The following is an 18,228-nucleotide window of genomic DNA, read 5'->3' as shown; positions in this document are numbered from 1 at the left end:
GGAGCGATGTCCCTCATCCGCGCGCTCAGCAAGGAACTTCAGGCACGAAGCGACGAATCGTTGCGGGCCCTGTTCTCCGCGCGGCCGGACCTGATTTCTCCCGGCGTCCCGGACTTCGCCGCCCTCGCCGCCCGCGCCAGCGGACGCGTCAGCGTCCAGCGGGCACTCGAACGGCTCAACCGCCCGCAGATGCAGGTCCTGGAAACCCTGCACCTGTGCACCAACGCCGATACCGGGCACAGCGCGTCGGCGGCGATGCTGAAGAAACTGATCAACGGCTCCTCGGTTGCCGCCGTCGACCGGCTCCTCCATTCCCTGCAGGAACTGGCCCTCGTCCACCGCGCCGATCCGCCGCACGGCGCGACCCCCGCCGCCGCCAAGCAGCGCCACTACCTTCCGGTCGGCAGCCTCAAGGACGTGATTGGCATCTACCCTGCGGGGCTGGGGCGCAGCTACACCGAACTGGTGCGGCTCCAGCCTGCTTTTGCGCAGCGCGTGGTGCAGCTGGTGGGGGAACTTCACCGCGCCGGGGCGTCCGTCTCCCCCGCCACGACGCCGATGGAAGCCGCCCTGTCCCTGCAGCACTGGACGGCAACACCGGAATCGCTCCAGCAAATTCTGGCCACCGCACCGGACCGGACCGCCGCCCTTCTGGCCCGGTTCGGGAACTGGGCCATGGGCGCCGTCCCGCAGGCGCAGCGCCGGGCGTCCGTGCTCCACGAAGGCGCCGACGTCGGCCCCGTGGACTGGCTGCTGGCGCGCGGGCTGCTGGTACCGCTGGACGCCGCGCACGTCGAACTGCCGCACAGCGTCGGAGTGTCGCTGCGCGGCGGGTTTGTCATCGAGAACTTTTCGCTCACGCCGCCCGTCCCCCGGCTGGGCAACACGAGCGCGGGGCTGCGCCGAAACGCCGCGCTGGGCGCCATCGCCGAGACGCTGCGGCTCGTCGGCGAAGTGCTCTACACCGTGCGCGAACAGCCGCTGGCGACGCTGCGCAGCGGGGGCGTCGGGGTCCGGGAGATGAAGCGGCTGGCGGATTCCCTGCGGATGGACGTGCACGAGGCCGGCGTCCTCGCGGAGCTCTGCGGAATGGCCGGTCTGCTGCGGCTGGACGTCGACAGTTCTGCGTGGGTGCAGCCGCCGCAGCTGGAGTGGCTGTCGCTGCCGCGGCAGGAGCAGTGGCTGTGGCTGGTCAACGCCTGGCTGGCCAGCGAGCGCGCACCGTCCCTCGTGGGCCAGCCGGTGAATGCTGCCGCCCCGGGCCCGGCAGGGCACCGAGGGCCGGCCGGGACCACCATCAATGCGCTCTCCGCCGAGGCGCAGCGGCCGGACGCCCCGGTGGTCCGCAAACGGGTCCTGGAAATCCTGCACGAACTCACCCTTGAGGCCGTGGCGCCCGACGGGCAGGCCCCCGTCCTCGATGCCGCCGCCGTGCTGGAGCGTGCCGAGTGGACGCAGCCCCGGATGGCCAGGCGCTTCAGCTCGCTGATCCGCGGCATCCTCGCGGAGGCCGAGATGCTTGGCCTGATCGGCTCCGGGGCGCTGAGCCAGCTGGGCGCCGCGATCGCCGCCGAGCAGCCGGACGACGCCCTGGGGATCCTGGGCGAACACCTGCCGGCGGCCCTGCAGCACGTGTTGCTGCAGGCGGACCTGACGGCGGTGGCGCCGGGCTACCTCGACCCCGAACTGAGCGAACGGCTCCTGACCATGGCCACGGCCGAAGGGCAGGGACCGGCCACCATTTACCGGTTCTCCGTCTCCTCCGTGCGCCGGGCCCTCGACACCGGCCAGGACGCCGCGGCGATGCTGGACTTCCTGCGCCAGCATTCGGCCACCGCCATCCCGCAGCCCCTCCAGTACCTCATCGAAGACACCGCCGCGCGCCATTCCCGGCTCCGGGTGGGGGCCGCGGCCAGTTTTATCCAAAGCGAGGACGAGGCTGCCCTGCTGGAACTGCTCAACGCCCCGGCCATGGCTGGCCTCGGGCTGGTGCGCATCGCGCCCACCGTGGTCGTCTCCCACGCCGCGCCCCGGGAAACCGCCCAGGCCCTCCGGGGTCTGGGGCTGGCCCCGGTCCTGGAGGAAGCTGCCTCCGCCATCGTCCGGCTGCGCCGCAGCACCCCTGCGCCCGGCAGCGGCCGGCCGGTCTACACCGCCCCTCGGACCGCTCCGCCGGAGGCCGACATCGAGGCCCAGCTGGCCGTGCTGCGCGCCAACGGGTCCCGGGCGCCGGGCTCCGGCGCCCACCCGCCGGCGGCACCGGGCAGCGAGGAAGCGACCCAGCTGGGCCTCGAGACCCTGCTGAAGGCGATCCGCCTCAGGCAGCGGGTCATCATGAATGTCGTGGACAGTATGGGGAATGCCACCCGCGAGACGGTTGTTCCGGTAGCAGTGAATGGCGGGCGGGTGCGGGTGTTCGATCCGGACAAGGAAATCGAGCGGGTCCTGTCCATCCACCGCATTATCGACGTAGAAGCTACAGAGGAATTGTTCCAGTGAATGACGGGCCCCTGATCGTCCAGAGTGACAAGACCATCCTGCTGGAGGTCGACCACGAACTCGCAACGGAGGCCCGGCACGCCATCGCGGCGTTCGCCGAGCTGGAACGGGCCCCGGAGCATGTGCACAGCTACCGGCTGACGCCGCTGGGGCTCTGGAACGCCCGGGCGGCCGGGCTGGACGCCGAAAAAGTGCTGGACACCCTGCTCACGTACTCCCGTTTCCCCGTGCCCCATTCCCTGCTGATCGACGTCGAAGAGACCATGTCCCGGTACGGCCGGCTCCGCCTGGAGAAGGACCCGCAGCACGGCCTGGTCATGCGCACCTCCGACTACCCGGTGCTCGAGGAAATCAGCCGCGCCAAGAAGATCGCCCCGCTGCTCGGGCCACGGATCGACGGCGAGACGGTGGTGGTGCATTCCTCCCAGCGCGGCCAGCTCAAGCAGCTGCTGCTCAAGCTTGGCTGGCCGGCCGAGGACCTGGCCGGCTACGTGGACGGCACCCCGCACCCCATCATGCTCAACGAATCGGGCTGGAAGCTGCGGCCCTACCAGCAACTGGCCGCGGAGAACTTCTGGGCCGGCGGCAGCGGCGTCGTCGTCCTTCCCTGCGGCGCCGGCAAGACGCTGGTCGGCGCGGCCGCCATGGCCACCAGCTCCACCACCACACTGATCCTGGTGACCAACACCGTCGCCGCGCGGCAGTGGAAGGACGAGCTCCTCAAACGCACGTCGCTGACCGAGGAGGAGATCGGCGAGTACTCCGGCTCCGTCAAGGAAGTCCGGCCGGTCACGATCGCCACCTACCAGGTCCTGACCACGAAGCGCGGCGGGCTGTACCCGCACCTGGAGCTCGTGGACGGCAACGACTGGGGCCTGATCATCTACGACGAGGTCCACCTGCTGCCCGCGCCGATTTTCCGGATGACGGCGGACCTGCAGGCCCGCCGGCGGCTCGGGCTGACCGCCACGTTGGTGCGGGAGGACGGCCGGGAGGGCGAGGTCTTCAGCCTGATCGGGCCGAAACGCTACGACGCGCCGTGGAAGGACATCGAGGCCCAGGGCTACATCGCCCCGGCCGATTGCGTGGAAGTCCGGGTGGACCTGCCCCGCGACGAACGGGTGGCCTATGCCATGGCCGAGGACGCCGACAAATACCGGCTGTGTGCCACCTCCGAGACGAAGACCCGGGTGGTCGAAGAACTCGTCGCCGAACACGCCGGGGAACAGCTCCTGGTGATCGGGCAGTACATCGACCAGCTCGACGAGATCGGCGAGCGCCTGGGCGCGCCGGTGATCAAGGGCGACACGTCGGTGAAGGAGCGCCAGCGGCTGTTCGACGCGTTCCGCGCCGGCGAGGTGCAGACCCTGGTGGTGTCCAAAGTCGCCAATTTCTCCATCGACCTGCCCGAGGCGTCGGTCGCGATCCAGGTCTCCGGTTCATTCGGGTCCCGCCAGGAGGAGGCCCAGCGCCTGGGCCGGCTGCTGCGCCCGAAGAAGGACGGCCGCTCCGCCCGGTTCTATTCGCTCGTGGCCAGGGACACCCTGGACCAGGATTTCGCCGCGAAGCGGCAGCGGTTCCTCGCCGAGCAGGGGTACGCCTACCGGATCATGGACGCCAAGGACGTCGGCACCGCGGGCTAGGCGGGTGCCGGGGATGCGGCCATGCAACACACAACCTCCATTCAGAAAACTCCCAGAGTCTGGGAGCATCATGGGAACATGAAGAAGAACGGTCCCGAAGCCAAGCTCCTCGTCGTCGATGACGAACCGAACATCCGCGAGCTGCTCTCCACGTCCCTGCGCTTCGCTGGTTTTGAAGTCGTCTCGGCCGGCAGCGGACGCGAGGCGCTGGCTGCTGCTGAGTTGCACTCCCCCGATCTGGCGGTGCTGGACGTCATGCTGCCGGACATGGACGGCTTCACCGTTACCCGCCGCCTGCGCGCCGCCGGCAAGCACTTCCCGGTCCTGTTCCTCACGGCCAAGGACGACACCGAGGACAAAGTCACCGGTTTGACCGTGGGCGGGGACGATTACGTCACCAAACCGTTCAGCCTCGACGAGGTGGTGGCCCGCATCCGCGCCGTACTCCGGCGCACGCAACCCCAGGTCGACGACGACGCCGTGATCCGGGTCGATGACCTCCAGCTCGACGACGACGCCCACGAGGTCCGCCGCGGCGGGACCGTGATCGAGCTCTCGCCCACGGAATTCAAGCTCCTGCGCTACCTCATGCTCAATCCGAACCGGGTCCTGTCCAAGGCCCAGATCCTCGACCATGTATGGGAGTACGACTTCAACGGCGACGCCTCGATCGTGGAGTCCTACATCTCCTACCTGCGCCGCAAAGTGGATATCGATCCCGATGCCCCGGCACTGATCCAGACCAAGCGCGGCGTCGGCTACGTCCTGCGGACTGCCGAGAAGCGCTGACCTTGCTGTACCGCTGGAAATCGGCGTCGCTGCGCTCTCAGCTCGTGGCCATCATGATGGCGCTCATGCTGGTGGCCCTCACGGCTACCGGGGCGGGCACGCTGACGCTGCTGCACAGCTTCCTGCAGGGCCAGGTGGATGACAAGCTCCGGGCCGCCGTCGAATCCGCGCGGCAGCAGCAGTCCTTCAGCCAGTTGCAGGAGACCAACTCCACCGTTCCCACCGACTACTCGCTGATGCTCTTCAGCCCCGGTCTTCCGCCCTACACGTTCGGCGGCGACAAGGAATCCCACCCCGCGCTCAGCACCTTTTCCTCGGTCGAGGCCCGGGAACGCCAGCAGATGCCCTTCCAGGTCCGCGGATCCGAGGGCGGCAGCTGGCGGGTCGTGGCCGTCAGCGTGGTGGACAACAACAACCGTGGCGCCGTCGTCGTGATCGGGCTGCCGCTGGACCCCGTGGATTCGGTGATGGAACACGCTGCCCTGGTGGTGGTGGGTGTGGGCCTGCTGACGCTCGTGCTGGCATTCTTCATTGCCACCTGGACTGTTTCGCGGTCCTTCCGGCCGCTGGCCCGGGTGGAGAAGACGGCCGCCGCGATCGCCGCGGGAGACTTGTCCCAGCGTGTGGAGGTGGAGAACCCGGGCACGGAGGTGGGCCGGCTCGGGAGCTCGCTCAATGCCATGCTCGCGCACATTGAGACGGCCTTCGCCGCCAGGATGGCGTCCGAGGCGCGGATGCGGCGCTTCGCCGCCGACGCCTCGCACGAACTGAGAACCCCGCTGGTGACCATCCGCGGCTTCTCCGAGCTGTACCGGCACGGGGCGTTGTCCACCCCGGAAGACGTGGCCACGGCGATGGGGCGGATCGAAAGCGAAGCCAAACGCATGGGAGCCATGGTCGAAGACCTGCTGCTGCTGGCCAGGATCGACGAACAGCGGCCGTTGCAGCAGAAGCCCGCGGACCTGCTGCTGCTGGCCAACGACGCCGTGGTGGACACCCAGGCGAGCGACCGCAGCCGCACCATCACCCTCACCGGGATTGACGGCGCGGCCCCGGCCGCCGCCCCGGTGCTGGGCGACGAAGCCAAACTGCGCCAAGTGGTCAGCAACCTGGTCGGCAATGCCCTGCGCTACACGCCGGAGGGCACCCCAGTCGAAATTGGCGTCGGGGTCCGGACCGCACCGGACGGAACACGGCAGTCCGTGATCGAGGTCCGGGACCACGGACCGGGGGTTCCGGATGAGGAGGCGGCCCGTATTTTCGAGCGCTTCTACCGGGCCGACACCTCCCGGACCAGGGAGACCGGCGGCAGCGGACTTGGCCTGGCGATCGTGGCCGCCATCGTCGGCTCGCATTCCGGGTCCGTGCGGGTCGGGAAGACCGACGGCGGCGGTGCCACGCTGGTGGTCAGCATCCCGCTCCTGGACGAAGAGGCCACGGAACGGTCCACAGCGGACTTATCCACATAGGGGCCGACGGCGGTGTCCGGCCGGCGCGCCGCCCGCCTACGCTCGAGGTGTCCGGAAGATCCGGATGAGGCAGCCGCTCCCCGCCAGCTCTCACCGAAAATGTCACCGCAATACCTCACCGCAGACCCGCTGACGTTCACCGTGCTCCGCCGGGCCGCGGCCGCCTCCCGAGCATTCGAGAGGCATTTCCATGAGCATCATCTCCGTCGATACCGAACTCCTCCAGCTAAAGTCCGCCAACGTGCAGGCCACAGTGGAGAGGATCAGCGCGGACGTCCACGCCATGAAACGGGGGCTGGACGAGCTCCAGGGCAGCTGGCGGGGCTCCGCGGCGACTAATTTCCAAACCCTCGTGGCCGAGTGGACGCTGACCCAGGGCAGGGTCGAGGCGTCCCTGGCGTCCATCAACCTCGCGCTGAACTCCGCTGCCGCCACCTATGCGCAGGCGGAACTGGGCAATGCGCAGCGCTTCACGTGAGCCGCACGCGCCCTCAGGCCTCGGGTGTGCCCTGGTGGAAGCGCAGGCGCCATTGGGCGCCTTCAAGGACCCACAGGGAGCTGCGCAGGGCTGATCCCTCACGGGTGTGGCTGCGGTAGGTCAGCAGGATGGTCTTCTCACCCAGCCGGTCCGCGCCCAACAGTTCCAGCTCCACGGCTCCGCCCGGGTTGTCCTCGAGTGACATCATCATGGCGTCGCGGGTCCAGATCCGGCCGGAGCTGCCGATTTCGGTGAAGTCCGGGTGGAGCAGCACGCCCGTGCGGCCCAGGTCTGCCCGGGTTTCGGGGCGGAGCAGTTCGCGTTCGAGGGACTCGACGACGGCTTCGGCGCTGGCCTCCGCCCGGTCTACGGCAGGTTCTTCTTCGAGTTCGCTGAAGAGGTCCGGTTCGTCGTAGGTCCCCGGCGCGCCAAAGAGTTCCTGCTGGCCGGCTGGCGCCGGGGCTGCCTGCGGCCGGGTCGCGGCCGCAGGGGCGGCTGCGGGTGGGGCGGCGGACTGGGCGGCGGGCTGCATCTTGTCCTGCTGTGTCTTGTCCTGCTGTGTTTTGCCCGCTGGGGGTTCGCCCGCTGGCGGTTCGCCCTCCGGGGTGCCGAACCCGGGACCCTGCCGGACGGCCACGCCCTGCTGGTACGCCGTGGCCGCTGCCCGGGCGCGGACGTCCGCCGCCTCGTTGAGCTCGTGCCCCGCGTGGCCCCGCACCCATTCGAAGGTGTACTTGCGGCCCACGAGCGCCTGGTCGATGTCCTTGAGGAGGTCCACGTTCAGCACCGGCTTGCCGTCGGCTTTGCGCCAGCCCTTGCGTTTCCACCCGGGCATCCACTTGGTCACGGCGTTGATGACGTACTGGCTGTCGCAGAGGATCAGCAGGTCTTCCCCGGGCATGTGCGCCGTTGCCCGGAACAGGTCCAGCACCGCCATCAGTTCGCCCTGGTTGTTCGTGCCGTGGGGCCACCCCCCGGCCCGCCAGCAGTCGTCATTCACGTACCAGGCCCAGCCGGCCGGGCCAGGATTTCCTAAGGCCGAACCGTCGGCCGCTGCTGTAATCGTCACTGACCTATCCTGCCAGAACCCGCCGACGCCCACCGACGCTCCCTTGGACAGGGGCAGCGCTTAACCGGCGACGGCGGCCCCACCCGAAGGTGGGACCGCCGTCGTCGAACAGCCGGTGATGGCTGGCGCGGGTGGTTAGAAACCGCCCATGCCGCCCATGCCGCCCATGTCGTCGCCGCCGCCCATCGGGGCGCCACCCTTCTCGGGCTTGTCGGCTACAACGGCCTCGGTGGTGAGGAAGAGGCCGGCGATGGAAGCCGCGTTCTGCAGGGCAGAGCGGGTTACCTTGACCGGGTCGTTGATGCCGGCGGCCAGCAGGTCGACGTACTCGCCGGTGGCGGCGTTGAGGCCGTGGCCTGCGGGCAGGCCGCGGACCTTGTCCACGACGACGCCGGGCTCGAGGCCGGCGTTGAAGGCGATCTGCTTCAGCGGGGCGTCGATGGCAACGCGGACGATGTTCGCGCCGGTTGCTTCGTCACCGGAGAGCTGCAGGTTCGCGAATGCCTTGGCGCCGGCCTGGATCAGGGCAACGCCACCGCCGGCGACGATGCCCTCTTCGACAGCAGCCTTGGCGTTGCGGACGGCGTCCTCAATGCGGTGCTTGCGTTCCTTGAGCTCGACCTCGGTTGCGGCGCCGGCCTTGATGACTGCAACGCCGCCGGCCAGCTTGGCCAGGCGCTCCTGCAGCTTCTCGCGGTCGTAGTCGGAATCGGAGTTCTCGATCTCGGCGCGGATCTGGGACACGCGGCCGGCGATCTGGTCGGCGTCGCCTGCACCCTCGACGATCGTGGTCTCGTCCTTGGTGACAACAACCTTACGGGCCTTGCCAAGGAGTTCGAGTCCGGCGGTCTCAAGCTTGAGGCCGACTTCCTCGGAGATGACCTGGCCACCGGTGAGGATGGCGATGTCGGCCAGCTGCGCCTTGCGGCGGTCGCCGAAGCCCGGAGCCTTGACGGCGACGGACTTGAAGGTGCCGCGGATCTTGTTGACGATCAGGGTGGCCAGGGCCTCGCCCTCGATGTCTTCGGCAATGATCAGCAGCGGCTTGTTGGACTGCATGACCTTTTCCAGGACAGCAACCAGTTCCTTGACGTTGGAGATCTTGGAGTTGACGATCAGGATGTACGGATCCTCAAGGACCGTTTCCTGGCGCTCAGCGTCGGTGACGAAGTAGGCGGAGATGTAGCCCTTGTCGAAGCGCATGCCTTCGGTCAGCTCCAGCTCGAGGCCGAACGTGTTCGACTCCTCGACGGTGATGACGCCTTCCTTGCCGACCTTGTCGAGGGCTTCGGCGATCAGGGCGCCGATCTCGTTGTCGCCGGCGGAGATGGACGCGGTGGCGGCGATCTCTTCCTTGGTCTCGATTTCCTTGGCGGAGGCCAGGAGCTCGACGGTGACCGCGTCAACAGCCTTCTCGATGCCGCGCTTGAGGGACAGCGGGTCAGCGCCGGCCGCTACGTTGCGCAGGCCTTCCTTGACCAGGGCCTGTGCCAGCACGGTTGCCGTGGTGGTGCCGTCGCCTGCGACGTCATCCGTCTTCTTGGCAACTTCCTTGACCAGCTCGGCGCCGATCTTTTCGTAGGGATCGTCCAGCTCGATCTCCTTGGCGATGGAAACACCATCGTTGGTGATCGTGGGGGCGCCCCACTTCTTTTCGAGGACGACGTTGCGTCCCCGCGGGCCGAGGGTGACCTTGACGGCGTCGGCGAGGATGTTCAGGCCCCGCTCAAGACCGCGGCGTGCCTCTTCATCAAATGCAATGATCTTGGCCATAACGGCAGTAGTCCTTTCGGGACAGTCGTTAAGAATGAACCTTCGCTGTGGTGCCCGCGACGGACGATCCCAACCCCGCGGCCTCTGTATGCCGCCGGGTCCGGGATCTCACCCCAGCAAGGTGTTTCTTTAGCTCCTGGACCGGCTGCCCCACTTCGCGGCCGGGCGGACCGGGCGTCGTGTTAGCAGTCAGTGCGCTGGAGTGCTAAATCAATAATTAGCACTCCCCCGGGGAGAGTGCAAGCAGTGGCAGGCCGGAACCGGCCACCACGCGGGCACAATACGCTACGAGCGATCAGCCGCCGCTGCTGCTCGCGGCTTCTGTGCCGTCCACCGTGGGCAGGTTGTCCTCGCCGTAGGTCGAAACCATGTAGTTCGCTTCGGTGATGTCGCCGTGGGCATCAAAGTTGATCCGTCCGGACTGGCCGTCGTAGTCCGGCCGCTGGCCTGCCCGGAGGACGCCGACGCAGTCTTTGTAGCTCGTGCATGACTCGCTGGGCGGCTGGCTGCCGCCGGCCCCGGTTCCGCCTGCTGCCGGGGTTCCGCCGGAGACCGCGACGAGGGACGCCGCGATGGAAGTGCCGGCGTCGTCCTCTGCGGCGGCGGCGGCGACGGCGGCCAGGACGACGGCGTCGTACGTCTCGGCGGCGAACACCATGTCCTTCAGCCCGGGATCAACGGCCACGAGGTCCGCCTGAAAGGCGGCGGAGGGAAACACGCCGGGCAGGATCCCGCGTGCACCCTCGAGCGCCCGGGCGCCCAGGCCAGAGCCGTACTTGCTGACTGCTCCGTCACTGAGGACCAGCTTCTTGCCGGCGAGGCCGGCGTTGTTCAGCTCGGCGATGGCGCCCTGTGCGCCGTCGCGCGAGACCAGGATGACGGCGTCGGGGTTGGCGGCCTTAGCGGCGGCGACAGCCTGCTGAGCCTGGCCGGGGGTGAACTCCGAGTCCGCCACGACCTCCAGTCCGGACTGTTTCGCCGCGCCGCCGACGGCGGCGGCGACGTCTTTGCCGTAGTCGCCTTCCTCATGCAGGACCGCCAGGGTCCTGGCGCCGCCGTCTTTGACCAGTTTGGCGAGGACGGATGCCTGGGCGATGTCGGCGGCCGAGGTGCGGAAATAGTAGCCGCCGCTCTTGTAGTTGCTGAGCGCGGCGGCGGTGTTGGCCGGGGAGATCACGGCTACCTTGGCGTTGGCGAGCACGTCGATGGCGGCCGGGGCACGGCTGGAATCGGTCGGGCCGATCACGACGTCGGCCTTGGCGGCAACCAGCGCTTTCGCCTGGGCGGCGGTGTCCGTGCTGATGGTTTCCGGCAGCAGCTCCACCGGTTTGCCTTTGTGCCCGCCGGCAGCGTTGATCTCCTTGACGGCAAGTTTGGCCGCCGCGAGCTCGGAGGCGTTGAGGAAGTTCTGCTTGCCCGTGTTGTCCAGGATCAGGCCGATGCGCAGGATGCCGTCACCGCTGGCGTCGGCGCTGGCCACGCGGGCACTGCCCGCGGGGCCCAGGCAGCCCGTCAGGGCCAGGGCCGCTACTGTGCCCGCCGCCAGGGCGCGGCCCAGCGGCAAATGTCCTCCGCGGCGCCCGGCCGCGTTCCTTGGGGCGTTCGTGACGGCAGCCAGTACCACTAGGCGGGCCGGACGCTTTCGGCCTGCGGGCCCTTTTCGCCCTCGCCGACTTCCAGTTCCACCCGCTGGCCCTCGTCCAGGGCGCGGTAGCCTTCCCCGACGATCGCTGACCAGTGCACGAAGACGTCGTTCTCGGAACCGTCCACGGCGATGAAGCCGTAGCCCTTTTCGGCGTTGAACCATTTGACGGTTCCCAGTGCCATGGTGTCCACACTTTCAGCTAGCTTGCGTGCGGCCCACCTCGATGTGCGCCGCGGACTGCGAAGAGAAATCCGCAGATACTGTACCCACAGCGTCCCCCAGGAACGCCGGCGGCGGGCAGGGCCGCCGCCTAATAGTTATTGAGGCGTAACCGGATTGGCTACTGGTAGCCGGGGCCGAGAACGACGACAAGGGGCATGTTGAACTCGGCAGAGTCCACGAGGGTGTCGACGCCGAGGAGGGCTCCGAGTGCCTCCGCATTGTCCTTCTGCTCGACGCCGCTGTAGAAGATCACCGACGTCTGTTGCGGGACACCGCCCCAGTTGCCTGTCTCGCCCAGGACCCAGCCGTCGGAGGTGACGGTGCCGCCGACGCGGGTGGCGAGGCCGGCGGTGGTGGTCGCGTTGTAGATCGTCACCGGCTGCGTCTTGTCGACGGCGGCGGCTGTGGCGCTCGGCGTAGCTGACGGCGAAGCCGCCGGCGCGGCGGCGGCGTCCGTGCCGGCCGGCTCCGGGCTCGTCGGCGTGGGACTGGGGCTCATGGTGCTCGTGGCGGACGGGCTGCTGCTGGCAGATGCGGACGCGCTGCCACCGGCCGTCACGGCCGCGGCCTGGCCTGCGGAGAAGCCGAGCTTCGGCAGGATCAGGAAGGCCACCAGGCCGATGGCCAGGGCTACGCAGCCAGCCGCCAGGATCGGCGCCAGGCTCCGCCGCCGCGATGCCGCGACGGCCCGGTGGACTCCCTGCCGGGTAGAGGTCTCCGGGACCCGATCAAATTCATCCCGAGCGTATTTGGTCATGGTAAAACGACGTCCTTGCTGATTTCATACGGGGTGCCCGAGGCCGGAACGGACGCAACAGGACGTGCGCATCCGGCTGCTCGTGACGCGACTTTACGAATCTGTTCCCAGACGACGGGCAGTGCGGGCACGTTGGCGTGATGTACGTAGTCTACGCAATCTCTTGACCAGCATGGGATCGTGGGCCAGCGCATCCTCGGTATCGATGAGGGCATTGAGGATCTGGTAGTAGTGCGTGGCGGACAGATCGAACAGCTCGCGGATGGCCTGTTCCTTGGCCCCGGCGTACTTCCACCATTGCCGCTCCAAGGCCAGCATCTGCTGGTCGCGGGCGCTCAGCGCAGACTCCGCGGACACCCCGTCCGGGCCCGCGCCGGCGGTTGGGAATCCGGCAGAATCCCCCGCGAGCACGTGCTCTTGCGCTGTTTCGGCCACGACACACTCCTGGTTGATTCCGAAAAACCTGGCTGGTATCCGTTAAAAAGTCAGTCCCAATGCTACGGCCGAATGACAGGGTTGTCATTCGGGCGGGCGCAGAAACGGGCCTTAGCTGGGGAAGAATGGGTGCTGTGTTTGATGCCGAGTTTGACCCCGCCAGTGAATCCGACGCGCTGTTCGAGCTGGAGCCCGCAGCCGCGGACACCCTTAGCTTCGCGGACCTGGCACGCAGGCCGCTGGACGCGCTGGTTGCTCCGGACTGGGCGGGACCGCTGGCGACGGTGGAGGCGCAGTTGCGCGAAGCCCTCGCCTTTGTCGCGGGCGAAGTGGCCGCCGGGCACGGCGTACTGCCCTCGCCGGCAAACCTGCTGCGGGCTTTCCGGCAGCCCCTGGCCGGCGTCCGCGTGCTGGTGGTGGGCCAGGACCCGTATCCGACGCCGGGGCACGCCGTGGGGTTGTCCTTCGCCGTGGACGGCGCCACCCGGCCGATCCCCCGCAGCCTGGCAAACATCTACAAGGAACTTCAAGCCGATCTCGGCTTCCCCCCGCGCGTCCACGGGGACCTCAGCCACTGGGCGGACCAAGGCGTACTGCTGCTCAACAGGGTGCTCAGCGTCCGTGCCGGCGCGGCGGGCTCGCACCGGAACAAGGGCTGGGAGGCCGTGACGGCGGCGGCCATCCGGGCAGTCGCCGGCCGCTCGTCCGTATCCGGTGCGGGCCATGCCCCTCTGGTGGCGATCCTGTGGGGCAAGGATGCCGAGTCCGTGCGGCCGCTGATGGGGTCCGCCGCCGTGATCGCCAGCGCCCACCCCAGCCCGCTCTCGGCCTCGCGCGGCTTCTTCGGGTCCCGGCCGTTCAGCCGGGCCAACGCCCTGCTGCTGGAACAAGGCAGCGGGACGGTCGACTGGGAGCTTCCGCCGTTGCCGTAACAGGCCTCCGCGCAAAGCCCCCGCCGGGGGTTCTTGGTTAGGCTTAGCTGCATGACATCCGTCCCCGCAGCCACCACCGCCACCCGGAATTCGCGCCCCCAGACCGATCTGACGGTCCTGCGCAGGGAGCAGCTCTCCCCGCACATGGTCCGGATCATCGCCGGGGGCCCTGGCTTCGCCGGGTTCGTCAACAACGACTATGTGGACCGGTACGTCAAGATCGTCTTTCCGCAACCCGGCGTCGAATACCCGGATCCGCTGGATTTGTGGGCCATCCGGGAAACCATGCCGCGCAGTCAGTGGCCGCATACCCGGACCTACACGGTCCGCTGGGTGGACCCGGCGGCGCAGGAACTGGCCATTGACTTTGTGATCCACGGCGACGAGGGGCTCGCCGGCCCTTGGGCGGCCTCGGCCCAGCCCGGCGATCGCCTGACTTTCACCGGCCCCGGCGGCGGGTACAACCCGGACCCGGCCGCGGACTGGTACCTGTTTGCCGGCGATGAATCAGCGTTGCCGGCCATCGGCGCGGCGATCGAATCCCTGCCGGAAGATGCCCGCGGCCTCGCCCTGCTCGAAGTGGACAGCGACGCCGACGTCCAGGCCATCGCCGGGCCGGCCGGCGTCGAATTGCGCTGGCTGCTGCGCGGCGGCGCACCCGCCGGTGAGAGCGAACTGCTGGTCACCGCGGTGCGCGACGCCGAGTGGCCCGAGGGCCGGGTGCAGGTCTTTGCCCACGGCGAGCGGGGCTACATGAAGGGCCTCCGGGACGTGTTCTACGTGCAGCGCGGGCTGGAGCGGGCCCAGGTGTCCCTCTCGGGCTACTGGGCCAAGGGCCGGGTGGAGGACGACTTCCAGGCGGAGAAGAAGCTGCCGATAGGCAAGATCTAGCGGGGCAAGATCTAACGGCGCAAGATCTGGCGGCGCGAGATTAGGCGGCGCGAGATTTTGCGCTGCGGAGTTTCCCCACCTTTGCCACCACGACGCCGGGACACGCCGGCGCGGCGGGCTGACATGCCGTCGCGTCCCGGCAAAAGTGGGGAAACCCGGCGCCTTAGGGGAGCCGGACGGGCATTCCTCGCAAGATCTAGCGGCGGCGGGCCCTGCGCCGTTCGTTGCTCGCCAGGCTCCGCGTCAGGGGCCGCGCCAGGGTGTCGCCGAGCACGATGCCGGCAGCGACACCGAGCACGATGGCTCCGGCGTTGAGCATGCCGCCGGCGCCCATGAGAATCTCCGATTCCTCGATGGTCAATACATACATCGACCGGAATATAGTGAGTCCGGGGAGCAGAATCAGCGCGGCGGGAACGGCCACCACCAGCTGCGGGGCGCCCATCCGGAGGGCCACGACGCGGGCCAGCAGGCCGATCACCACGGCAGCGAGGGCCGGGGCGAAGCGGGATCCGATGCCCAGGGCGTCGCCGCCGATGAGGACCAGGTAGCCCACCACCCCCACGGCCGCCGTCGGCAGCAGCAGCTTCCAGCTGGTCTGTTCGGTGATGCCGATCATCAGCACCGCGATGGCGATCAGGATGACCACGGCCCACCACGGATACGCCGGAGGGAATGTTTCGGTGACATTGATCGCCTCCATGCCGGTCATATCCCCGACTACGAAGCCGACGGCAATGCCGGCAACGAGCGCGCCGAAGGTCAGCATGGTGGAGAGGAAACGGCCGGCCGCCGTGACGGGGAAGCCGTTGATCGCGTCCTGCACCGAGGAGACGAGCCGGCCGGTCGGCAGTAGCAGCAGGATTCCGCCGACCACCACGATGGCCGGCGGTATCTGGATTCCTACCATGCCGCCGAAACGCCATAACAGCAGGGCGATGAAGGTGACCAGGAAGGAACACGAGGCGGTGACGAAGAAGTCAGGTGTGCGCCACCGCCCTAGCTGCCTGGCCAGCAGGCTCACCAGCAGGTTGGAGACGAAAGCGACCGCAGAGGCTCCGAGGTCGCCGCCGAGAACACCGACGAAGACGGCCGAGAACACGCCGAATGCCACGGTGACCATCCAGCGCGGGAATGGCTTGGAACTGTGGGTGATGTCCTCAAGCCGTCGCACAGCCTCCTCACGTCCCACGCCGCCGGAGACGATGTCCGTGACGAGCTGGTGCACCTTGGCCAAGCCCGCGTAGTTGTTGGTCCAGGACCGCACGACACGAAGCAACGTGATGGGCGTCTGGTCCTTCGGGGCATAGTTGATGGCCACCGACTGGTTGGTGATGTCCACTTCGATGTTCTTCAGTCCCAGGGCGGCCGTGATGGCGATGATGCTGGTCTCAACTTCCAGGGCTCCGGCGCCGTAACGGAACATCGATTCCGCCAGATGCAAGGCAAAGTCGATCGTCTTGCGGGCCGAGGCGTCGACGCCGCCGACCTGGATCATCGGGTTCGCATAGGGGCTGCCGGCGAGCCGGTCAACGATGCTCATGGGCGCCGTCGGCGGGTTCTCGCCCTGTACCAACCTGCGCAACATGCGCTTCGCGGCGGCGTTCTGGCGCACCTCCACCGGCGACATCGGCTGCGTTCGGGGCAGGCCGTCCGTGGGCGGCCTGCGGTGGCCGCTGTATCCGTTATTCATTCCGGCCTCCTCACTGTCCTCGTCGGCTGTTTAGTAAAACTGCTGGCCCGTGCGCCGGGTGTAGACCTGGCGGGCCACGCGCTCCCCCGCCATCATCCAGGCCTTGTACTTCAGCGGGCTCAGGACCTGGTCATAGCAGCCGACAAAGTCGGTCACGGTTTTGCTGAAGCTGGTCTTGAACAGGCCCAGGCCATGGAACGGGTTTGAGGTGTCCTTGAGCTTGTCGCTCGGCGGCGTGCCGCAGAAGTCGTATTCGGTGCAGCCAAGGTCCTTGACCTGGTTGATTGCGGTCCACTGCACCAGGTGCGAGTCGCCGTACTGGCCACGCTTCTGCAGGGAGCCGCCGTCCTTGTACGTTCCCTTGCGGCCGTAGTTGATCACGAATGCGCCCACCGAGGGCACCCCGTTTTCGTACACGAAGAGCAGCCTGCCCTGATCCCGCTTCAGAAAGTTGGTCCAGAACTGGCGGTAGTACTCGTACTCGCGCACCCGGACCTGGGACTTGGCTTCCACCGTGGTGGTCATCAGGGCATACATGGCCCGGAAGTTCTCTTCCGTGGGCTCGACGTTGTGGACTTCCACGCCCTCGCGGATGGCGCGGCGCACGGCGTTGCGGCCCCGGGAGTGCAGGTTGCGCAGCAGCTGGTTTTCCTCGGGCGCAATATCGAGCAGCGCCGTGGAGTCGTTCGGCTGCAGGTTGTGGGTCTTGACCAGTCCGGCGGCCTCAAGGATCCGCGCGGCGTCGTCGGACAAGACAACATCCGGTTCGATCTTGATCGCGAAGACGCCCAGCTTGGCCCTTTTGACGAAGTCCGCGTTCGCCGCGACGATCCCGGGGATGTCCTCGACCGACGCCACGTCGGGTCCCTTGATCAGGTACCAGAGCTTGCCGAGGACCGGAAAGGACTTCTCCAGGATCAGGTTGTAGCTCGTGTAATCGGCCGACTCGTACACCAGGTGCAAGGGCTTCCAGCCAAAGTGCTGTTTGACCTCGGCGAAGGCTTCCGATTGCAGGAGATTGCCGCCGTTGGGGTTCGCCGTGACGTGGGCATCCCAGTTGGCAATCTCTTCGGCAGAGGCAAAACGGGCAGTGAATTCTCGCAAGGGTGCGGTATCCAATCATTGCGGTACGAGCTTCGGCGGCATGCGGACATGCAGCCCCAAGTCTATCGGTCCGCACCCTGCCGCCGGTCCGGGTCAGGCGGTTAGGCTGGTCTCATGCAGGCTCAGCAACAACCGCTGGAAGGCCGTCCCGGGGCGCCCGGCGGCCACTCTAAGGGCGTCGGAAGCGGCGCGGGCAGCGGCTTCTCCCAGGTGGTCGCGCTGCTTCTGTTCCTCGGCGCGTCGGCGCTCGTTGCGGCCTTGGGCGGCCTGGCCACGGCCAACCACGTCAACGGCTGGTACGCCACCGCGGACAAGGCCCCGTGGTCCCCGCCGAACTGGGTTTTCGGGCCCGTCTGGACGGTCCTGTACGCCGCCATGGCCGTCGCGGCGTGGCTGGTCTGGCGCAGCCGCGCCCCGGGGTCCAAAGCGGCCCTGACAGCCTACGGCGTGCAGTTGGGGCTGAACCTGCTCTGGACGCCGGTCTTCTTCGCCTTGTACCCGGCGCTCGGGACGCCGGCGCTGTGGATCGCGTTCGGGATCATCGTGGCTTTGGCCGTGGCCGTGGCCGCGACGGTGGTGCTCTTCGGACCGATCAGCCGGGCGGCAGGACTGCTGATGCTGCCCTACCTGTCGTGGATCGTGTACGCATCCTCGCTGAACCTGTGGGCGGCACTGCACAACTGATATGTAGGAGTTCTTTGTCAAGAGGGCAAGGGTGAGCGGTCCAAGGCTGGTTTGTCTTGGACCGCTCTTTGTGTCCGTTCCCTGTCTGGCCCGGGCGGCCGGCGCGTCGTGATCGACGGCGCTGTCAGACTGATATGCGCGGGTT

General features: G+C 68.0%; 16 protein-coding genes. 8 read left to right on the top strand and 8 right to left on the bottom strand.

The window, feature by feature from the left end:
- Nucleotides 1-6 precede the first annotated feature (6 nt).
- The 5 genes from AC1DFR_RS12490 to AC1DFR_RS12470 all read left to right on the top strand — a co-directional run bounded on the left by AC1DFR_RS12490 (nt 7) and on the right by AC1DFR_RS12470 (nt 6,878).
- Entirely contained in the window at nt 7-2,499 is a 2,493-nt protein-coding gene (locus AC1DFR_RS12490; RefSeq protein ID WP_476873480.1) for a helicase-associated domain-containing protein, read from the top strand.
- Nucleotides 2,496-4,142 carry a DNA repair helicase XPB gene (locus AC1DFR_RS12485; RefSeq protein ID WP_476858019.1) on the top strand — a complete coding sequence of 549 codons (1,647 nt, stop codon included), beginning with the start codon at nt 2,496-2,498 and terminating at the stop codon, nt 4,140-4,142. Before AC1DFR_RS12490 ends, AC1DFR_RS12485 begins: the two co-directional genes overlap by 4 nt.
- A gap of 78 nt (nt 4,143-4,220) precedes the next feature.
- Nucleotides 4,221-4,931 (top strand): response regulator transcription factor, encoded by a 711-nt coding sequence (locus tag AC1DFR_RS12480; protein WP_018775770.1) that lies wholly within the window; start codon nt 4,221-4,223, stop codon nt 4,929-4,931.
- Between the two features lie 2 nt (nt 4,932-4,933).
- The gene (locus tag AC1DFR_RS12475) at nt 4,934-6,400 is read left to right on the top strand and encodes a sensor histidine kinase (RefSeq protein WP_476851307.1); all 1,467 of its coding nucleotides are present in this window, start codon (nt 4,934-4,936) and stop codon (nt 6,398-6,400) included.
- Between the two features lie 190 nt (nt 6,401-6,590).
- The gene (locus AC1DFR_RS12470; RefSeq protein ID WP_026538909.1) at nt 6,591-6,878 is read left to right on the top strand and encodes a WXG100 family type VII secretion target; all 288 of its coding nucleotides are present in this window, start codon (nt 6,591-6,593) and stop codon (nt 6,876-6,878) included.
- Nucleotides 6,879-6,891: 13 nt separating this feature from the next.
- Here AC1DFR_RS12470 and AC1DFR_RS12465 read toward each other — a convergent pair whose 3' ends face one another.
- The 6 genes from AC1DFR_RS12465 to AC1DFR_RS12440 form a co-directional block, all read right to left on the bottom strand.
- Nucleotides 6,892-7,947 carry an RNase H family protein gene (locus AC1DFR_RS12465; protein WP_476873479.1) on the bottom strand — a complete coding sequence of 352 codons (1,056 nt, stop codon included), beginning with the start codon at nt 7,945-7,947 and terminating at the stop codon, nt 6,892-6,894.
- Between the two features lie 135 nt (nt 7,948-8,082).
- Entirely contained in the window at nt 8,083-9,720 is a 1,638-nt protein-coding gene (groL, locus tag AC1DFR_RS12460; RefSeq protein ID WP_079555368.1) for a chaperonin GroEL, read from the bottom strand.
- A 295-nt stretch (nt 9,721-10,015) separates the two neighbouring features.
- Nucleotides 10,016-11,284 (bottom strand): ABC transporter substrate-binding protein, encoded by a 1,269-nt coding sequence (locus AC1DFR_RS12455; RefSeq protein WP_476873478.1) that lies wholly within the window; start codon nt 11,282-11,284, stop codon nt 10,016-10,018.
- Between the two features lie 59 nt (nt 11,285-11,343).
- Entirely contained in the window at nt 11,344-11,547 is a 204-nt protein-coding gene (locus tag AC1DFR_RS12450; RefSeq protein ID WP_230008017.1) for a cold-shock protein, read from the bottom strand.
- 158 nt (nt 11,548-11,705) lie between these two features.
- On the bottom strand, nt 11,706-12,344 hold the full coding sequence (locus AC1DFR_RS12445) for a LytR C-terminal domain-containing protein (RefSeq protein WP_476873477.1): 639 nt from the start codon (nt 12,342-12,344) through the stop codon (nt 11,706-11,708).
- Nucleotides 12,345-12,437: 93 nt separating this feature from the next.
- On the bottom strand, nt 12,438-12,701 hold the full coding sequence (locus AC1DFR_RS12440) for a DUF3263 domain-containing protein (RefSeq protein WP_223915291.1): 264 nt from the start codon (nt 12,699-12,701) through the stop codon (nt 12,438-12,440).
- A 203-nt stretch (nt 12,702-12,904) separates the two neighbouring features.
- On the opposite strand from AC1DFR_RS12440, the gene AC1DFR_RS12435 reads away from it, so the two are divergent.
- Nucleotides 12,905-13,711, top strand: coding sequence for a uracil-DNA glycosylase (locus AC1DFR_RS12435; protein ID WP_476873476.1), 807 nt, complete (start codon nt 12,905-12,907; stop codon nt 13,709-13,711).
- 51 nt (nt 13,712-13,762) lie between these two features.
- Entirely contained in the window at nt 13,763-14,602 is an 840-nt protein-coding gene (locus AC1DFR_RS12430; RefSeq protein ID WP_028276959.1) for a siderophore-interacting protein, read from the top strand.
- Between the two features lie 196 nt (nt 14,603-14,798).
- Here AC1DFR_RS12430 and AC1DFR_RS12425 read toward each other — a convergent pair whose 3' ends face one another.
- Both AC1DFR_RS12425 and AC1DFR_RS12420 read right to left on the bottom strand, forming a co-directional pair.
- Complete coding sequence (locus tag AC1DFR_RS12425; RefSeq protein ID WP_476873475.1) at nt 14,799-16,295, bottom strand: threonine/serine exporter family protein; 1,497 nt, start codon at nt 16,293-16,295, stop codon at nt 14,799-14,801.
- A 30-nt stretch (nt 16,296-16,325) separates the two neighbouring features.
- Nucleotides 16,326-17,399 (bottom strand): lipid II:glycine glycyltransferase FemX, encoded by a 1,074-nt coding sequence (locus AC1DFR_RS12420; RefSeq protein WP_476858012.1) that lies wholly within the window; start codon nt 17,397-17,399, stop codon nt 16,326-16,328.
- A 114-nt stretch (nt 17,400-17,513) separates the two neighbouring features.
- Here AC1DFR_RS12420 and AC1DFR_RS12415 point away from each other — a divergent pair, with 114 nt between their 5' ends.
- Complete coding sequence (locus AC1DFR_RS12415) at nt 17,514-18,083, top strand: TspO/MBR family protein (protein ID WP_476873474.1); 570 nt, start codon at nt 17,514-17,516, stop codon at nt 18,081-18,083.
- The last annotated feature ends 145 nt before the right edge of the window (nt 18,084-18,228 follow it).

Source organism: Arthrobacter sp. 05T410 (assembly GCF_056396505.1).
Note: the sequence above shows the minus strand (reverse complement) of the source record. Positions and strands in the feature narration are given on the sequence as shown.

Bases quoted from the DNA above. Each gene is read 5' to 3' on its own strand.
- AC1DFR_RS12450 (WP_230008017.1), bottom strand. From the start codon at position 11,547: ATGGCACTGGGAACCGTCAAATGGTTCAACGCCGAAAAGGGCTACGGC.
- AC1DFR_RS12425 (WP_476873475.1), bottom strand. From the start codon at position 16,295: ATGAATAACGGATACAGCGGCCACCGCAGGCCGCCCACGGACGGCCTG.
- AC1DFR_RS12470 (WP_026538909.1), top strand. From the start codon at position 6,591: ATGAGCATCATCTCCGTCGATACCGAACTCCTCCAGCTAAAGTCCGCC.
- AC1DFR_RS12415 (WP_476873474.1), top strand. From the start codon at position 17,514: ATGCAGGCTCAGCAACAACCGCTGGAAGGCCGTCCCGGGGCGCCCGGC.
- groL (WP_079555368.1), bottom strand. From the start codon at position 9,720: ATGGCCAAGATCATTGCATTTGATGAAGAGGCACGCCGCGGTCTTGAG.
- AC1DFR_RS12435 (WP_476873476.1), top strand. From the start codon at position 12,905: ATGGGTGCTGTGTTTGATGCCGAGTTTGACCCCGCCAGTGAATCCGAC.
- AC1DFR_RS12430 (WP_028276959.1), top strand. From the start codon at position 13,763: ATGACATCCGTCCCCGCAGCCACCACCGCCACCCGGAATTCGCGCCCC.
- AC1DFR_RS12480 (WP_018775770.1), top strand. From the start codon at position 4,221: ATGAAGAAGAACGGTCCCGAAGCCAAGCTCCTCGTCGTCGATGACGAA.
- AC1DFR_RS12490 (WP_476873480.1), top strand. From the start codon at position 7: ATGTCCCTCATCCGCGCGCTCAGCAAGGAACTTCAGGCACGAAGCGAC.
- AC1DFR_RS12445 (WP_476873477.1), bottom strand. From the start codon at position 12,344: ATGACCAAATACGCTCGGGATGAATTTGATCGGGTCCCGGAGACCTCT.